Source organism: Vibrio sp. 1151_11, assembly GCF_029478525.1.
Classification (GTDB): Bacteria; Pseudomonadota; Gammaproteobacteria; order Enterobacterales; family Vibrionaceae; genus Vibrio; species Vibrio anguillarum.
The window spans coordinates 100,276-118,388 of record NZ_SHMN01000010.1 but is presented as its reverse complement, the minus strand read 5'-3'; the positions used below and the strand labels follow the sequence as shown (position 1 = coordinate 118,388).

General features: G+C 44.4%; 14 protein-coding genes. 7 read left to right on the top strand and 7 right to left on the bottom strand.

Annotated features, from left to right (window positions below; translation table 11 throughout):
• The first annotated feature begins 129 nt into the window (after positions 1-129).
• Together EXZ60_RS09605 and EXZ60_RS09600 are read left to right on the top strand one after the other, a co-directional pair.
• Positions 130-1,470 (top strand): cytochrome ubiquinol oxidase subunit I, encoded by a 1,341-nt coding sequence (locus EXZ60_RS09605; RefSeq protein WP_081245001.1) that lies wholly within the window; start codon positions 130-132, stop codon positions 1,468-1,470.
• Positions 1,467-2,459, top strand: a complete 993-nt coding sequence (locus EXZ60_RS09600; protein WP_017042970.1) for a cytochrome d ubiquinol oxidase subunit II — start codon at positions 1,467-1,469, stop codon at positions 2,457-2,459. The genes EXZ60_RS09605 and EXZ60_RS09600 overlap by 4 nt, the downstream gene beginning before the upstream one ends.
• 63 nt (positions 2,460-2,522) lie before the next feature.
• Here the strand turns inward: EXZ60_RS09600 and EXZ60_RS09595 are convergent, their stop codons facing one another.
• Positions 2,523-4,154, bottom strand: a complete 1,632-nt coding sequence (locus tag EXZ60_RS09595) for a methyl-accepting chemotaxis protein (RefSeq protein ID WP_017044803.1) — start codon at positions 4,152-4,154, stop codon at positions 2,523-2,525.
• Between the two features lie 463 nt (positions 4,155-4,617).
• On the opposite strand from EXZ60_RS09595, the gene EXZ60_RS09590 reads away from it, so the two are divergent.
• Positions 4,618-5,385 (top strand): potassium channel family protein, encoded by a 768-nt coding sequence (locus EXZ60_RS09590; RefSeq protein WP_013856721.1) that lies wholly within the window; start codon positions 4,618-4,620, stop codon positions 5,383-5,385.
• 46 nt (positions 5,386-5,431) lie between these two features.
• Here EXZ60_RS09590 and EXZ60_RS09585 read toward each other — a convergent pair whose 3' ends face one another.
• The 3 genes from EXZ60_RS09585 to EXZ60_RS09575 all read right to left on the bottom strand — a co-directional run bounded on the left by EXZ60_RS09585 (position 5,432) and on the right by EXZ60_RS09575 (position 9,520).
• Positions 5,432-6,820 (bottom strand): cyclic diguanylate phosphodiesterase, encoded by a 1,389-nt coding sequence (locus EXZ60_RS09585; protein WP_234826567.1) that lies wholly within the window; start codon positions 6,818-6,820, stop codon positions 5,432-5,434.
• A gap of 254 nt (positions 6,821-7,074) precedes the next feature.
• Positions 7,075-7,995: an aminoimidazole riboside kinase gene (locus EXZ60_RS09580; RefSeq protein WP_277435623.1), complete on the bottom strand. Its 921-nt coding sequence runs from the start codon at positions 7,993-7,995 to the stop codon at positions 7,075-7,077.
• Between the two features lie 85 nt (positions 7,996-8,080).
• Complete coding sequence (locus EXZ60_RS09575; protein WP_277435622.1) at positions 8,081-9,520, bottom strand: sucrose-specific PTS transporter subunit IIBC; 1,440 nt, start codon at positions 9,518-9,520, stop codon at positions 8,081-8,083.
• A 273-nt stretch (positions 9,521-9,793) separates the two neighbouring features.
• On the opposite strand from EXZ60_RS09575, the gene EXZ60_RS09570 reads away from it, so the two are divergent.
• The 4 genes from EXZ60_RS09570 to EXZ60_RS09555 all read left to right on the top strand — a co-directional run bounded on the left by EXZ60_RS09570 (position 9,794) and on the right by EXZ60_RS09555 (position 15,123).
• Positions 9,794-10,780 carry a LacI family DNA-binding transcriptional regulator gene (locus EXZ60_RS09570; RefSeq protein WP_010319758.1) on the top strand — a complete coding sequence of 329 codons (987 nt, stop codon included), beginning with the start codon at positions 9,794-9,796 and terminating at the stop codon, positions 10,778-10,780.
• 118 nt (positions 10,781-10,898) lie between these two features.
• A complete protein-coding gene (locus EXZ60_RS09565) occupies positions 10,899-12,578 on the top strand; it encodes a glycoside hydrolase family 32 protein (protein WP_094148119.1) in 1,680 nt (559 codons plus the stop codon).
• A gap of 249 nt (positions 12,579-12,827) precedes the next feature.
• Positions 12,828-14,366 carry a methyl-accepting chemotaxis protein gene (locus EXZ60_RS09560; RefSeq protein WP_013856727.1) on the top strand — a complete coding sequence of 513 codons (1,539 nt, stop codon included), beginning with the start codon at positions 12,828-12,830 and terminating at the stop codon, positions 14,364-14,366.
• 25 nt (positions 14,367-14,391) lie between these two features.
• The gene (locus EXZ60_RS09555) at positions 14,392-15,123 is read left to right on the top strand and encodes a transporter substrate-binding domain-containing protein (RefSeq protein WP_277435621.1); all 732 of its coding nucleotides are present in this window, start codon (positions 14,392-14,394) and stop codon (positions 15,121-15,123) included.
• Positions 15,124-15,215: 92 nt separating this feature from the next.
• On the opposite strand, the gene EXZ60_RS09550 is transcribed toward EXZ60_RS09555, so the two are convergent.
• The 3 genes from EXZ60_RS09550 to EXZ60_RS09540 form a co-directional block, all read right to left on the bottom strand.
• Positions 15,216-16,199 carry a rhodanese-related sulfurtransferase gene (locus EXZ60_RS09550; RefSeq protein ID WP_277435620.1) on the bottom strand — a complete coding sequence of 328 codons (984 nt, stop codon included), beginning with the start codon at positions 16,197-16,199 and terminating at the stop codon, positions 15,216-15,218.
• 90 nt (positions 16,200-16,289) lie between these two features.
• Entirely contained in the window at positions 16,290-17,072 is a 783-nt protein-coding gene (locus tag EXZ60_RS09545; protein WP_277435619.1) for a heme ABC transporter ATP-binding protein, read from the bottom strand.
• Positions 17,069-18,103, bottom strand: coding sequence for an iron ABC transporter permease (locus EXZ60_RS09540; RefSeq protein ID WP_094500135.1), 1,035 nt, complete (start codon positions 18,101-18,103; stop codon positions 17,069-17,071). The genes EXZ60_RS09545 and EXZ60_RS09540 overlap by 4 nt, the downstream gene beginning before the upstream one ends.
• Between the last annotated feature and the right edge of the window lie 10 nt (positions 18,104-18,113).

The window sequence follows — 18,113 nt, the reverse complement described above, 5'->3', positions numbered from 1 at the left end:
AGGAGCCTTAGTGACTTTAAGTAAGAAAATCCTCAGGCAGTGAACTTAATTAGGTCGATCAACGTAATTAACAATTAAGTAAATTGTTGTTATTTGATTGCCTAGTCTTTTTTGATTGAGGAAAGAGTGATGTTAGAGACCCTCATGTTGTCGCGGATCCAGTTTGCCGCCAATATCAGTTTTCATATTTTATTTCCAACCATTACGATTGCGCTTGCATGGGTGATGGTGTTTTTTAAGTGGCGTTTTGTACGAACGCAAGCTCAGTTGTGGTTGGACTTATATTATTTCTGGGTCAAGATCTTTGCCCTGACTTTTGCGCTCGGTGTTGTTTCTGGTATCACGATGAGTTTTCAATTTGGGACTAACTGGCCAGGATTTATGGAGAGAGTCGGTAACGTCGCTGGGCCATTGTTAGGCTACGAAGTGATGACGGCTTTCTTTATGGAGGCGACCTTCCTTGGCGTGATGCTTTTTGGGCGTGGAAGAGTACCTGAATGGGTGCATACCTTAGCAACCGTGCTGGTGGCGATAGGCACATCACTCTCTGCTTTTTGGATTTTAGTTTTAAATAGTTGGATGCATACACCTGCTGGTTATGAAGTGATTGAAGGCATTGTTCATGTCACCAGTTGGAAGGAGGTTATTTTTAATCCTTCTATGCCGTATCGGCTTGTACATATGTTGCTGGCTTCTTTACTCACCGCAAGTTTTGTCATTGCAGGGATCTCTGCTTACCAATTTTTGCGTAATGCGCAACTGGAAGCAGCGAAAGTGGGCCTTAGAGTCGGCATTATTCTCGCGGCCATTGCTATACCAATACAAATTTTTGTTGGCGATTTACACGGTTTAAATACGTTAAAACACCAACCAGCTAAAATTGCCGCGATGGAAGGGGTGTGGGATACGGAGCAAGGAGCACCGTTACTCTTGTTCGCTTGGCCTGATGAAGTCACGCGTAGCAATCACTTTGAACTCGGTATTCCTAAATTAGCCAGCTTGATACTCACACATGACCTCGACGGTGAAATTGTGGGTTTAAATCAATTTGCACCGGATCATCCCCCGGTTAAGCCACTGTTCTTCGGCTTTCGAATTATGGTCGGAATTGGCGTGCTGATGCTGCTAGTGAGTTGGTTTGGTGCATGGCGTTTAATTCGTAAAAAAACCTTACCCAAGTTCTATCTTTATACCGTTGTCGCGATGACGTTTTCAGGATGGGTAGCCACATTAGCAGGGTGGTATGTTACTGAAATTGGCCGTCAACCATGGCTTGTTAGTGGTGTATTGCGTACTTCTGATGCGGTCACTGCGATTGGAAGTGGTTCTGTTGTGCTGTCATTAGTGATGTATTTAACCATTTATGCCGTATTGCTAGTTGCTTATATCCATACACTGTTTTATTTAGCAAGGCAGTTCTCCACAGGCATAGCGATTCAACCGATTGACGAGCAAAAGGCACCATTATGATCTCTTATCTACCGGAAATTTATCTTTTACTGCTTGGTTTTAGTGTTTTCATGTATGCGGTACTTGATGGTTATGATTTGGGTGTCGGTATTTTATTACCCCAAAATAATGAGCAACAGCGCGATAGAATGATCGCCTCAATTGGTCCTTTCTGGGATGCCAATGAAACATGGCTAGTGCTAGGCGTTGGTATTTTATTGATTGCGTTTCCAAGTGCACATAGCTTGATTTTGACAGAGCTGTATTTGCCCACCGCACTGATGCTGATTGCATTGATTATGCGTGGTGTAGCGTTTGATTTCCGTGCAAAAGCGAAAGCGGATCATAAAGACCACTGGGACTTGTGTTTTAAAACCGGTTCTTTACTTGCCGCATTAACCCAAGGTTACATGATTGGACGGTATGTGATGAGCTTTGAGGAATCGATGCAGGCTTATGGCTTTGCACTACTCAGTTCGCTGTGCGTGACGGCTGCTTATGTTTATATCGGTGGTGCTTGGTTGGTGTTAAAGACCGAGGGCGCGTTACAAATTCGGGCGGCGCGCTGGTCACGCCGCGCGGGCTGGTTGGCCGCGCTGGGCATTTTTTCAGTCAGTATTGTTAACCCGTTATTTAACCCATTGGTCGCGGAACGTTGGTTTAGTTTCCCTGAAATGCTGTTATTAGCTCCTGTTCCGCTGGTGGTGTTAGTCACGATTTTTATGGTTGATCGCTATTTAAAAAGAGTGCCTGTAGTGAATGATATGGGAGTTCAATGGCCATTTTTTGGCGTGATGCTAATTTTTGCATTAAGCTTTCTTGGATTAGCCTATAGCTTTTTCCCTGATGTCGTCCCCGGGATAATGACGGCTCAAGAATCAGCCGCCTCTACGGCTAGCTTATTGGTAGTGGGCATTGGTGTCGTGATTGTGATGCCGATGATCTTGCTGTACACCTTTGTGGTTTACCGAATCTTTAAAGGTAAAGCGACAGATTTAAGCTATAAATAGCAAGAGAATGGATACTATAACGGCCTCAAAAGAGGCCGTTATTTTTAAACCCACGATATGAGGTTAGACTTGGAAGCGACGTACCGTATTTTGTAGCATTGCTGCTAACTGGCTAAGTTCGACGCACGCTTGAGCGGCACTGGAAGAACCTTGTGCAACTTGCTTGGCTGATTCACTAATGCGTTCGATATTGCGGCTGAGCTCTTCGCTAACCGAATCTTGCTCTCCGCACGCACTGGCGATTTGAATGGTCATATCTGCGATATGCGCGCTTTGATTACTAATGTGGTCAATCGCGATTTGAGTTTGGCCACTTTGCTCCACACATTGTCCCATAAGTACACTGCTTTGTGACGTCGCTTCACGAGCACGCAATGCACATGTTTGTAGGCTTTGGATAATATTGACGATGTCGCCCGTCGATTGCTGAGTTTTGCCAGCTAAAGCACGGACTTCATCAGCCACAACCGCAAAACCACGCCCTTGTTCACCAGCACGCGCCGCTTCAATTGCTGCGTTAAGTGCAAGCAAATTGGTTTGGTCGGCGATGTTGCTTATCACGTCAACGACAACGTTAATTTGCTGTGCTTGTTGCTCAAGTTCTAATACGCGTTGTTCTGCTTGATCAATTTCTTGAGTCACAAGAGAGATAGCATTAGCGACGGAATCCATCTGTTTTGATCCAAGGATGGATTGTTGGTTACTTTCACGAGCGGCGTCAGAAGCGACTTCTGTGCTTCGTGCCACTTCTGCAACCGTTGATTTCATTTGCGTCATGGCCGTAGCAATGTGCATGACCTCGACCTGTTGCTCTTGCATGCCCTGTGATGTCTGTTCAGAGACGGCGCTAACTTCATCGACAGCATGAGATAGTTGAGTCGCTCCGGCGATGATCTCTTCCACCATTGAGCGTAAATTCTCTTGCATACTTGAACACGCATCGGCCAATTCACCTAGCTCATCTTGCCCAATATGCTGACGTGCTAATCGATGGCTTAAATTACCTCCAGCAATGGCGTTCGCTTGCTGTACAACCAACTGTAGTGGCTGGCAGATTAAGCGAGAAAGTAATAGTGTAATGAACACCATAAACGCTATCAGCGCAACGATGCTGCCTGTGGAAAATGAGGTGATAGCTTGAATAAGCGTCATCAGTTCAGAGCGATTTTTGGCAACAAAGGTTTGGTTTAAATTGAGAAGATCGTCAATCGCACTCTCTAGGCGTTCAAATGTAACCAAAGAGGCTGAAATATCCCCTTGAGCTTTTACGATATTTTGATTGAGGATATCGTCATTAAAAGAGCCAAGCGCAGTCAAGTAGTCACGCCAGAGGTTTTTAACTGGCATAAAAATCGAACGCTCGTGATCGGTCCAAACCGCACGCTCATAGGTGGCTAGTGCACTATCAATTGCTTGATAGTGTTCCTGCATCCAACGAATATCCTCCGTAATTTCGGCTTGATCGGTTGCGGAAAGCAAACTGATTTGAGCACGTCGCACAGAAGCCATATTGTATTTGACGTTATTGACCATCATCATTGATGGAAGTGTGTCATCCGTTAGATTGAGTAGGTCATCTTGTATTTCGTTCAATGAACGATATAGGTAATAACCGAAGGCGATGTTGACTAACGCGATAATAGTAAAGGCAAGCGCAATTTTTTTGCGAATGGCTAAATCTTTTAAAAAAGACATGGTAATAAGTGACCTCGGAGTAAAACAACGGAGTTATACCTGTCCCACTTGCAGCATTGCTGTATTGATCACGTTCATTGACGCCAATTACACCATTTTATTGATGTTTTTTCGGCCTCACTTACTGGTCATCGACAGCATCCTAAGTGGCTTGGGTATCGGGTCACGTCCATATGAAAATAGAGAGATATCCATAAAGTTGTGCATCGTATCACAATTGAAACTTGACTCCTATGGTGTTTTTGAGATTTTTGTGAGTGAGATATTGGGTGTGAAGAGCTTAGAATAACGCTCAAGATGGTTATTTTAAGCTCTGTTAAGGTCACAATTCTTTACATCTCAACCACCTAGTTTATAGTGATTTCCATTTTGAATTGGGTGCTAATCGGGTAACGAAAGGGATGGTTGTACTGTTCACTTGGTACTTTTAGCGTTAAGGTAAACGGAAAAAGGTATTTGAATCATGAAATTAAAAACACGTTTACAGCTACTGTCTGCGATCGAACATAAAACTGAAATTCCGATGCTGCTATTATCGGTAGTCTATGTGATCGTCGCTTTACTACCAGATATTGCACCTTTACAGCCCGAAGAGCTTGATTTTCTGGAGCATCTGCTTTGGATTATTTGGGCATTGTTTGCAACAGAATTACTTATTAAAGTGTTGCTGAGCCCCAATCCTATCCGTTATATGATTAAGAATTGGCCTGACGTGTTGATTGTGGCCATGCCATTCCTACGTCCGCTCCGTTTTTTACGCATTTTACTGATCTTGCCAAGAGCATGGCGTCAAACAAAGGCGGTACTGAGACAAAAAACGCTCAGCTTTATTGGGCTAACCAGCTTATCGACAGTGCTTCTTTCTGCAGCTTTTGTCTATTTGGTCGAAAAAGGCACGGATAGCCCAATCAATGATTTTTCTGATGCGATTTGGTGGGCAATGACCACGATTACTACTGTTGGTTACGGCGATATGTATCCAATCACTCCATTTGGGCGTGGTGTTGCCGTGTTTCTGATGTTGACGGGTATTACACTTTTCGGTTTATTGACCGCGAGTGTCGCCTCATTTTTCATTGAAGAAGATGGGCAATCAGCAGAGCATAATAGTGCACATCACACGAAACAGCTTAATAAAGTGTTAAAACAACTTTCTGTTCAACAACCTGTTCGCAAGCGTTTTCATTTAGCTCGCTACCGTGCTCAGTTGGCCTCTCGTCATAAGAAATAACCACTGAAGTTCTAGTTATCATCGTATTGGAATGCCAGAGATTGATCTAGGTGGTTTTAAGCAGAGTGATAAACTCACTGAGCGGCATAGGTTTATAAAAGAAGTAGCCTTGTAAATAGTCAATTTCTCTTTCGTTCAAAAAATCAATTTGATCTTGGGTTTCCACACCTTCGGCGATGGTTTTTAACCCAAGTCGCTTAGCCAAATCGACTAAGTTTTCAACAATGTGGCTAGAGATCGCATCACTACCGATCATGGTAATAAAGCTTCTGTCGATTTTTAAAATGTCAAACTTGAACTCTTGCAAATAGTTCAAACTAGAGTGACCCGTACCAAAATCATCAATTGCCAGCAACACACCTATTTTATCCAATGACTGGAAGAGCTTTTTTGCTTCATCACTATCAATAACCAACTCTCTCTCAGTGAGCTCTAACGTTAAAATATGCTTACGATTGTCGAAGGTTTCAATAAAGTGTTTGCAATCATCAAACAAATTGGAAGCTACGCAGTGCTTGGCTGAAATATTAAATCCAATACTGAAATGCTCTGGAAATTGTGACTGGTGTAATGAAAGTTCATGCTCTACTTGGGACATTAACTGAGTCGTAATAGGAATGATTAGCCCAGATTCTTCCGCTAAGGGAATAAAAAGATCGGGCCTCACTAATCCATGAACAGGATGTTGCCAACGAGCAAGCACTTCAATATGGCTGAGCTGGCCACTACCATCAACAATCGGTTGTACATACGGAATGAACTCGTTGGATTGAATAGCGCGTTTCACTTCTCCTTGCATTGACGAAGCTTGGCCGAGTTTCCAAAAAACAAATCCTCCTAAACCGATTCCCATTAAGAGAGCTAACATCGCACTGGTTTGTTTGGTGTTTTTAAAATAAAGCCAGTAGTCATCAATAGTTAATAGGGTCGATAGTGAATAAGGGTAGCGTTCTGAAGTATTAATGATTGTGGGAAATAACGGTTCGGAAGTTACAACGCCAGTCTCGTCGAGGTGATTTTTGCCAACGTGAAAATAAAGTTTGCCATAGCCATCTAGTAAAATAAGCATGTTAGTTAGGTAATAGGAACTAACACCAGTGATCACCATACCCTGTTCGTAAGTTCTGTGAAAAGCCAACACAGGCCGGAGAGGTGTGAGTCGATTACCAGCCATTAAATAGAGCTCACCACTGACATAGCTGTCGATTTGGTAGTGATCGTTTACTTGACCGGTTAACGAATTACAATAAATAGTATTTTGTTTTGCTAAATTGATGGTCCGGATATCGGGAGTTGTCGCCACTAGCTCGCGCAAATAACGAGTAGCATCTAGGCAATCCATATTAAGGTAGGGCGCCGCACGCTCGTTGGCAACATGAGCATTTCTTAGCAGTAGATTAATGTAATCTATACCTTTTACCAGAACGTTTTGCATGTGATGATTCAAATCAGCTCGTGTCTGCCAAGCGATAATTGGGCTAGCTACAACGATGGGCAGTAAGCAAAATAGTAAGCTAACTACCCACCGTCTACATCGTTCATATTTTACAAATGTCTGCATCTGGTCCGAGTGCTATTTGTTTAATCATGCAGTAAGCGTAGCAAATATCCTCTGAAAATCATCCGTTTATTTCGCAGTTTGCTTGAACTTCAACACGACTTACGCCCTTGTAAGTACAAGCCATCATTTTAGCCAATCCATCGATCAAGCATGTGCTTATCTGGTAGCGCTGTCATTGCCCCTTTTTGAGTGGTGGCTAATGCTCCGCAGCCATTAGCCCATTGCACTGCGTTTATGATATTACCCTTAGTAAACCACTCTTTATGTAATGACAACTGGCACAGCAATCCACCGACAAAAGCATCTCCGGCACCTGTTGTATCGATAGGTTTTACGGCTTTTCCCGTAATCATTGTTTGCATCTCTGCGGTGATCACCAGCGCTCCTTTTGCACCTTGAGTAATGACAATCAGCGGAATGTTCAATTCTTTCACTGAGATTAATCCCTGCTCAAGGCTAGGGCGCTGCGTGAGCAAGAGCAGTTCGTCATCGGAAAACTTAACCACATCCGCCATTGCCACTACGCTCATCACCACTGGGATCATCTCTTCGGGGTTAGGCCAGACCTCTTCTCGTAGATTGGGATCAAAACTGACAAATCCCCCATTGGCTTTGATGCGTTTAATCGCTTCAATGGTAGTGCTGCGACTCGGTTCACTGGCCAGTGCAATGGAGCAACAATGCAGCCATTCACCCGCTAAAAAGGTCGGAATGTCTAAACATTGGACGAATTGATCCGCGCTCGGTTTCACCATAAAGGTAAAACTGCGTTCGCCGTGCGAGTCTAAATCGACCACGACGGTTGATGTTCTTTGTTGATCATCCAACTGCAAATATCGGGTGTCCACTTTATCTTCGGTTAATGTGGATTGCATAAAGCGCCCCATAGGGTCATTACCCACACGGCCAAAAAAGGCGCTATTACCCCCCAATCTTGCGATGGCAACAGCCACATTCGCCGGAGCACCGCCCGGACATTTTAGATAGTGTGCTTCACCATCAGGAATTAAGTCGACGACCGCGTCGCCTGTCACCCAAACTCGATTCATTTTTTCTTCCAATATCCGTGTTATTCGCTGAAGAAATAAGCCCACTCACATCGAGCGGGCTTAGGAGCATAACAGCCTTGGGGGGTTACGCTGTTGCTTGTTTATCAAGCTTTGCGCGCTCTTTGGCACCCAAAACAAGTGTTAAGGTAAAGGCAATGACAAAAGAAATCAGCATACCAATCATGTAGTAGCTGATTTTCTCTGGGTTAATGGAAATCACTCCTGGAAGCCCAGCCGCGCCTAACGCTTGTGCTTTGACATTAAACAAGGTAATGAATGCACTGGCACAAGCTGAACCGATGATCGCAGCAATAAATGGGTAGCGAAGTTTCAGGTTTACACCGAACATAGCGGGTTCGGTAATGCCCAGAAGGGCGGTCACACCTGATGGAATCGCAATGCCTTTTAATTTGATATCTTTGGTGTTCATACCAACCGCTAAAGCTGCTGCACCTTGTGCGACGTTTGACATGGCCGCAATAGGAAAAATAAACGTACCACCAGTAATGGCGATGTCAGCCAATAGTTGTGTTTCGATAGCAATAAAGCTGTGGTGCATGCCAGTAATCACAAACGGCGCGTAGATAAAGCCAAACAGTGCACCACCAATGAAGCCAGCAGAATCGTATAGCCAGTTCAGCCCATCACCCAATAGAAAGCCGATATCGCGGGTAATCGGGCCTACCAGAGTGAAGGTTAAAAAGCCTGCAATGAAAATCGAGAGCATAGGCGTCAGTAAATTATCCAGTACAGAAGGGATAATTTTGCGCAGGCCATTTTCGATTTTTGCAAGAATAAAGGCGGAGACTAAAACGGGTAAGACAGAGCCTTGATAGCCGATTTTCTGGATCTCAAAACCAAAAATATTCCAAGTAGGTATGGTGCCTGCGACAGACGCGCCGCCAAATCCCCAACCATTAAGCAGGTCTGGGTGAACCATCAGCATACCTAATGCTGCGCCAAGGAATGGGTTGCCGCCGAATTTTTTAGAAGCAGAAAATGCCAACAAAACAGGAAGATAAACAAAAGGGGCGTTAGCGAAGGTGTTGATCATGCTGGCAAGATCAGCCAAGCCCGGGTTGGCATCAATCAGTGACTGCCCTTCGATAAAAAGCCCTGTGGCTGTCAGTACATTGAACAACCCCATCAATAAACCGCCAGCAACGATGGCCGGGATAATAGGGACAAAAATGTCAGACAACCCTTTAACGGCGCGCTGCACTAGGTTCTGCTTTTGTGCACCCGCGCTTGCAACATCATTGGTTGACATTTCAGCAAGGCCGGTCAACTTGGCCATTTCCGCATAAACTTGGTTAACGATACCGGAGCCAAAAATAATTTGATATTGGCCAGCTACTTTGAATTGTCCTTTGACACCTTCAAGTGAATCAATGGCTTGTTCATCAACCAATGCGTCATCTTTTAGCGCTAATCTTAAACGTGTTGCACAGTGAGCAAGGGCTTGGATATTTTCTCTGCCACCTAATTGTTCTAATAATTGTTTTGCTATGACTGGATAGTTCATAACCCACCCCGGTTGTTGTTTGGTATCCAGATGACTTGATCTCTTTAAGATAAGCATGGTGGATAAAATTAAAATAAGTATTTTTGGGAACGTTTGCAGAATGGATTTTTGATGAATAATTCAAAGTAGTCAAAAGCCAACCATTGATTCTGTGAATTAGATCAGTAAAAGAGAGATCGATAATTCTACAAACAGCGTTAGAATCACACTATTCGAGCGTTTGCAGCACTGAGTTTTGCAAACAATCCCAAAACAGAATGAGTAAGGTTATGTATGTCGAGTTTGCACGATGTCGCTAAGCTGGCCGGAGTTTCTAAATCGACGGTTTCACGCGTTGTAAATGATGAGTATGGTGTTAAAGAGTCTACAAAAATCAAAGTGTTAAAGGCAATTTCCGAATGCGGCTATATGGTCAACCAAGTCGCTAAAGATCTCAAATCACAAAAAACCAATTTAATTGGAGTCATCGTTCCGCGAGTCTCTTCGCATGCGACAGCACAAGGCGTTGATGGTTTAAGTGCCATATTTGAACAAGCGGGCAAACACGTGTTGCTTGCCAATACTCATCAAGATCACGCTAAAGAGTTGGAATATATTCAAATATTTAATCAAAAGAGGGTCGAAGGCATTGTACTTTACGCCACACACCTTGATATGCCATTAGTGAAAGCAATCCAACAATCTAATGTCCCGGTGGTCTTGGTTGGGCAAGATGGTTCACTGCACGATATCCCAAGTATTGTTCATGATGATCTTCGCGTTGGATTCGAAGCGGGTAAACGGTTGATAGCAAAAGGTTGTCAACACATTGGTTTTATTGGTGTTCAGAGCGATGACGTAGCGGTGGATTGCTTGCGTTCTCAAGGGTTAGAGCAAGCACTGGGTATCAACAATTTAACCCTGTTGTTTCATGTGCGTGGTGATTTTTCGATTGAATCTGGTTACTTACAAGCTAAAACATTAATCACGCAATACCCACAATTAGATGGTCTTTTTTGCGCAACCGATAGAATTGCGGTTGGAGCGGTGAAAGCACTACAAGAGTCTGGAGTTCAGGTTGGATCGCAAATAAAAGTATTAGGAGTTGGCAATGATGAGCTCGCATTTGTCAGTAACCCAAGCTTATCAACATTCAACTATGCCTTTGATAAAGCAGGTGAAAATGCAGCCAAGATGTTGCTTGAACGTATTGCTGGTCGTGGGCAGGAGATGAGTAAAGTCGTGTTAACATTCCAAAATATCGAACGTGAAACCGGCTAAGACTGAAGGTACTTGCTGAGGGGAAGCCCGCATAATTGAGGGCAATATTTCACCAATGCTTGCAAGCAGGCTTATTTTTTTATATTTTGCAATCGTTCCCAGAAATTGAGTGTAAGTCATGTCATTAGAAACAGTGCCAGTGGAAAAAATGTCATTTGAAGAGATGGTGAGATTAGTTGGCGGCCCGGCCAATATTCAGCGAGTACTCGCACCAAGAGGCGAAATCGTTATTGCGCTGCGAGATCCAGCTTTAGTCAATGTTTTGCCTAGCCACATGCGATTGCGTGAAGTGCTCGGTGAATGGCAGCTTTCATTTTTGATTCAACAAGATAGCATCAATGAATATGCCGATGAACTGATCAACAGTTTAGGTCGAATGATTGACTCTCAGCTGCGGCTTAATGCGTACGCCTATTCCTCGCCAAACGATTGTCCCTTTCGTCCAACGTGGCATATTTCTCCGCCGCAAGGGCTGCTCAATGACCCAAACGGTTTCATTTATCACCAAGGAAAATATCATCTTTTTTATCAGTGGTATCCTTATGGGTGTGAGCACAAGGATAAATATTGGGTACAACTGACGAGTACTGATCTTATTCACTGGCAATGGCAAGGTATTGCACTGACTCCATCAGATTGGTATGACAGTCACGGAGTTTTTTCTGGTCATGCTTTAAGTCACAACGATGAGTTGATGCTTTTCTATACTGGCAATGTTCGGTTAGGTGAACAGCGATTGCGTCAAACAACGCAGTGTTTAGCTGTGTCGCAAGATGGCCTCCGTTTTGAAAAACGTGGCCCAGTGATCCGTAATTTGCCAACGGGTGTCACGGAACACATTCGCGACCCTAAAATAGTGCGCCACCGAGGCAAATGGCTCATGTTGCTTGGCGCGCAAACAACGCAGTTGCAAGGTCGGATCGCTATTTACCATTCACATGATCTTAAAGAGTGGCATTTCGATGGTCTATTTGGTGAAGAAATCGCACCGCTAGGTTACATGTGGGAATGCCCTGATATGTTTGAAATTGCGGGCCAAAGTTATTTTGTTTTTGGCCCTCAAGGGATTATTTCAGATAACGTGAACCACACAGTTGTCCATCAAAATCGTATTGCAAAAGTCTTATGGGATGAAAATGATCATCCTCACTTTTGTCATCTGCAACCACTGGATCACGGCTTTGATTTTTATGCTCCTCAAACAATGCAAACGGCAGACGGGCGGCGCGTCTTGTGTGCATGGATGGGGCTGCCTGACGAAATTAATCATCCTAGTTGTGACAACGGCTGGCTGCATCAACTTACGGCACTGCGTGAGTTGAGTGTTGAGAATGGTCAACTTATTCAAAGGCCTATAAAGGAGCTAGAGCAGTTATGCAACCAGCCGGTAAGTTTGGAGTTAAGCGATAAATGCACCATTCTCAACACCAAAAGTTTTGAAATGTGTATCACTTTGCCGTGGGGGGCAAGCTTACGTTTGTTTGAAAAAGATGAGCAATACATTGAACTGAGTTTGGATGCCCAGCAAAAAGTATTACGCTTTGATCGTTCCCATACTTTGATACGCCAAGGTGATGTGATTCGTGAATTGGCCTTAGAATGTGAACAGGTTGAGCTGCAGATTCTCGCGGATAATTCTTCATTAGAAGTGTTCATCAACGGCGGAAAAGCAGTGATGAGTGCAAGAGTGTTTACCGAACAAGAGGCGACAGGAGTATCACTATTAAATGCGTTGGTTACGGCCAAATACTCTCCTATCCAGCCCGTCAGCGCTTCTTCATTCGCTACTCAATTCTAAATTAAGCCGAAAGTAAACTTTCGGCTCAAAAAATAATAACCTTTTTCTTTCTTGGTCTATCCTTAAGTAAAAGATAAGTGAGATCAACATGATCGGTATGAGTTCAGACAATAGCAGAGATGATATTGACCTCTCTTCTGGTCTGCATTGTCCTATTCATTAAACACAAGAGTCAGATGGTTATCATGCGGTGCGATGAAGCCAACGCACAGTGCTTAACTCATACCATTGATTAAGGCGAAATGAAGTATGTGGAAAAGTGTCAAAGTGATCTTTGTTACCCAAGTTGTTCTGGCAGTGTCCATTGTGTTGGGCATTTCTAGTTACATTGATTACCAGTCAAAGAAAGCGGAGCTACAGCATAGCCTAGATACATCAATCTTGAATGCAAAAGAGCGTTTGAGCTACAGCCTACCTAAAGCAATTTGGGATTTTGATTTACATGCCGCCAAACTCACTATTTCAGCAGAGTTAAATAACCCAGACATACAAGCGGTTAGAGTGAAAGATGCGGGTGGTACACCGCTTCTTTTCCTGAGTACATCACCCGACTCTCAAGATGTGAAAGAGATGGAGCCCAATGAGGGGAAACAATACGAATCCATGCTCTCTTCGGTGCAAAAGCTCACCTTTGTTGAGTATGAAAAGGAAAATGAAGTTGGTCAGGTAGAGCTTTTCTATAACACAGATAGGCTAGAAAAAACCTTGTTACAAAGTCTGCAATATAGCCTGATTGAGTTGCTGATTTTAGATAGCGTAATGATTGTATTCCTAATTTTGGCGTTAACGAAAACCGTCCTTCGCCCGCTCAACGATTTAACAGAGCGAGTGGCCGATCTTGCAACCGGTGAAGGAGATTTAAGTCGTATCATTCCAGAACCCAAATATAGAGAGTTTTCGCAGATCATCCGCAGTATTAATCATTTTACGGAGTCGCTAAGGGAGATAGTTGTACAAGTAACGAATGCTTCTGTGCAGTTAAAAGACACCGCAGAGATGAGTGGTCAGGTTGCCATGAGAAATGCGCAGCAAATTGATCAACAAAAACACAGTTTATCGACCGTCGCTGCCGCTTCCACACAGATGAGTCAGTCGGTGGCAACAGTGGCTGAAACCGCTAATGACGCCGCAAGGCAAGCAAGTGAGGCTTCTCAATTGGTCGATAATGTTTACCACTCAATAGAACGCTCTGCCGCCGAGATTGTAAACATGCGTTCCGAAATGGGTTCGGTAAACGCGGAGATGCATAAGCTGCTTGATGAAGGGCGAAAAATATCAACGGTAGTCGGGGTGATTAATGACATTTCCGAGCAAACCAACTTGCTGGCACTGAACGCTGCTATTGAAGCGGCACGCGCAGGTGAGCATGGTCGTGGTTTTGCAGTAGTGGCTGACGAAGTGCGCAACCTTTCGACCAAAACCAGCCAATCCACCGAACAGATCCAAACCAATATTCGCTCACTTAGCAGTGCAACAGAATCGGTTGAGCAAGAAATTATTCGCATCTCTAATTTGTTAGAAAGCACCGCTAAGCGAGTATCAGAGTCACAACATTCTGTTGAGCAGGTGAAAAATACTATCTCTGAAATTTCTGAAAGAAATGGCGAGATTTCGCATGCTACAGAAGAGCAGAAACAAGCCATTGATGAAGTCAGTCAGGCGATTGTTGAAGCATCAGAGGCCACTAATGAACTGTCGAGTAGTGGTCAAGATAATGCTCAGAGAACGAAAGAAGTTCTTCAACTGAGCTCAAACATTAAAACTCATATGCGTAAGTTCAAAACATAAGTTCCACCTTCAAGGAGAAGAAAGTATGAAGCGTCTGTTGATCTTTATTTTCAGTATGATGATGGCCTTACCGAGTAGCTTTGCTGCTACTATTACGGCTGCGCAAGATCCATGGCCACCGTTTATTTCACCGGATAAAAGCATGCCGGGGCTATCGGTAGAAATCGCTGTTGCGGCTATGAAAACACAGGGCTATGACGTCAATTTTCAAATCATGCCTTGGTCACGAGCATTAGATGAGGTGAGTAAAGGCAGAATTGATCTGTTGCCCGCAACTTGGTATACGCAGGAGAGAACGGCTTATTTACTTTACAGTGACTCATATTTAGAAAATGAACTGAGCTTTATTAAAAGAGCAGGCGATGCTTTCGAATTTTCAGGTTTAAATAGTTTGAGTGGCAAACAAGTTGGCATCGTTAGGGGCTATGGTTATGGGGATGACTTTTTATCCGCCACTAATTTCAACAAACCAGACGCTAATGATCTCACGACTAACTTGAAGAAACTGCAAGCCAAACGAATTGATCTTACCCTTGAAGATAAGTTGGTTGCGTTATCGACCATGAAAGAGGCGGGCTTAAATAGCAATGATTTTCAGTTTACCACGGCATCTTTGTCTAAAAATCCTTTACATATTACCTCAGGCAAAACGAACCCTAATGCGCAGAAATATATTGATGCGTATAACAAAGGGTTAGCTACGATTAAAGCTGACGGAACATTTGATGCCATTTTAGCGAAATACGGTATTCAGTGATTTTTTTTAAAAAAAGGCCGCAGTTTTAACGCTGCGGCCTTTTTCTATTCCAATAGGATTTGAATCCTTTGAAGTAAGCATTGGGGTAAATATTAGCGCTTTGAGCCGCGCTGCTCAGCTTTACGTGCTAATTTTTGCGCACGCTTTTGCTCGATCAGTGATGCGGTATCGCCGCCAATGTGTGCTTCTCCACGCTGTTTTGCGAGCTGAACTTGTTTTTCTCGCTCACGGAAACGGGCCAGTTGTTCCGCAGAGTGAGTACCGAAGCAGGATGGGCAACTGACGCCTTGCTCGTAGACTTCGCTCTGTTTGTCTTCATCGGTAATCGGCAAACGGCAAGCGTTACATACATCGTAGTGACTCTCTTTTAAAGCGTGCCCTATAGCCACTCTGCCATCAAACACATAGCAGTCACCTTGCCATAAGCTCTCTTCTTGCGGCACTTCTTCTAAGTATTTCAAAATACCACCTTCGAGATGGTACACCTCATCGAACCCTTGCTCTTTTAAATAAGCCGTGGATTTTTCACAGCGAATCCCGCCAGTACAAAACATCGCGACTTTTTTGTGTTTCTCTGGTGCGAGGTTCTTCTTCACATAATCAGGAAACTCACGAAAGGTTTCAGTGTGTGGGTTAAGCGCATTTTTGAAGGTGCCAATTTGGATTTCATAATCATTACGGGTATCGACAACCAGCACATCAGGGTCTGAAATTAGCGCATTCCAGTTTTCTGGTTTCACGTAAGTGCCCACAACGTGACGAGGGTCAATGCCTTCAACGCCCATAGTGACAATCTCTTTTTTTAGCTTCACTTTGGTACGGTTAAATGGCTGCTCTGAGGCTTGTGATTCTTTGTAAACCGTGCCTTTCAAATTCGGTTCAGCATCAAGCCAAGCCAGTAGCACATCTATCCCTTTGCGTGTTGATGCCACTGTGCCGTTAATTCCTTCACTGGCTAATAATAGCGTGCCACGAATTTGGTTTTCCTCCATTAGTTCAAGAAGCGGTGCTTGCAGCTCTTGGTAGTGATTGAGTTCAACAAACTTATAGAGTGCACAGACGACATACTGACTCATGGGGTACCTTTTAAAAAACGAGATAAAGAATTGGGGCGCATTATAGCGAAGGGACGCGCCCACAAATACGGACAGTTATTAAGGACAATATTAGACGGGGTAGACCATAGGAAAATCTATGGTTGGATGCGCGGCGACAAGTGACGAGTAGCCATACACCTGCTCAATTCTTTCTGCATTGAGCGCTTCCCAAGGTGGGGCATCGCAAACCAGTTTGCCATTGTGCAGCATCACCATACGATCTGCATATTGAGCCGCAAGGTTGAGATCGTGCAGCACGACTACAACAGCGCATTGCTCTTGGCGTGCTAATGAACGTGCAATGCGCAGTGTATTGTGCTGGTGAGCCAGATCTAACGCTGACGTTGGTTCATCCAGCATCAGGATTTTTTTGTCACCGGAGTGGTGAAGTTGAGTTAATACCCGCGCCAGATGTAAACGTTGTTTTTCACCACCCGATAAAGCCGGGTAGAGATTGTTCGCTCTATCGCTGATATCGGTTTGTTGCATGTAGTGTAGCGCCACTTCACTGACTTGTTGATGGCTTAAATTTAATGGCAGTGCGCCTAATTCCACCACTTCTTGAGCGATAAAAGGAAAGCTCAACGTACTTTGCTGCGGAAGAATGGCCAAGTGCTTTGCTAACTCATTCGGTTGCCACAGTGCTTGCGGAACACCGAAGTAAGCCATTTTGCCTGTTGATGAGATTTCACCGCTGAGTATTTTCAGCAAGGTACTTTTTCCAGCACCATTGGGGCCAAGTAACGCCGTGACTTGACCTGAAAAAATCTCAATATCAATCTTATCCAAAAGGGTTCGATGGCCAAATTTAACCGATATATTACTGGCTTGGATTGCTGCCGTTGTACTCAAAATACTTTGCCTTTTTGTTGAAACAGAAGATAGAGGAAGAAAGGTGCACCAACCAGCGCAGTCACAATCCCGACAGGCAGCTCCGCAGGTGCCACTGCTATACGGGCAAACATATCGGCGACAGTGAGTAAGAGTGCACCAAGTAAAGCCGAAATGGGGATCAAACTACGGTGATCGGGGCCAACCAGCATCCGGCCTAGATGAGGGATGACCAACCCGATAAAACCAATCATGCCCACCGCGCTGACGGTCACTCCAACGCCGAGTGCGCTGAGTAAAATCATTGAACGTTTAAGCCGTTGCACAGAAATGCCTAGATGACGCGCTTCAGACTCGCCAAGTAATAGTGCGTTGAGCGCCATCGCTTGACGGGAGAAACAGACGAGCAGCAGCAGTAAGGTCACGGCGCACAAGAGAATATTTTGCCAGTTTGCACCCGCCAGTGATCCCATTGACCACAATGAGAGATCGCGTAGCATTTGATCGTCTGCAACATAATTCAAATAGCCAATACCCGCCCCCGATAGCGCGCTGATGGCGACGCCTGCGAGTAGCATGATGGTGACGGAAGTGCCAAATTTACTGGTGCCTAGTCGGTAAACCAACAAAGTAGTCAATGCACCGCCTAAAAAGGCAAAAATAGGTACCACCGCAGCACTCATCCACGGGTTGGAAAACAGTGCTAAATTGGCGAATAGCACAATCGCAAGTGCGGCTCCGAGGGCTGAACCTGCCGAAACACCGATAATGCCGGGCTCAGCTAATGGATTACGAAACAGGCCTTGCATCACCGTCCCGCACAGCGCCAAAATTGCTCCAACCAATAAGCAGAGCAGGGTACGCGGAAAGCGGATCTCGTGGATGACTAAATTGATGTGCGCGGCAATGTCATTGGAGTGCAGCACGAGACTTTTTATGCTGTCGCTGAAGCTGATATTCATTGGGCCAACCGTAATCGAATAAAGGCTAACCAAAACCACCAACAGTAGTAGTGTTGCATTCACCACATTTCTTGAGAGATGACGTAACAAAATAGGCCCC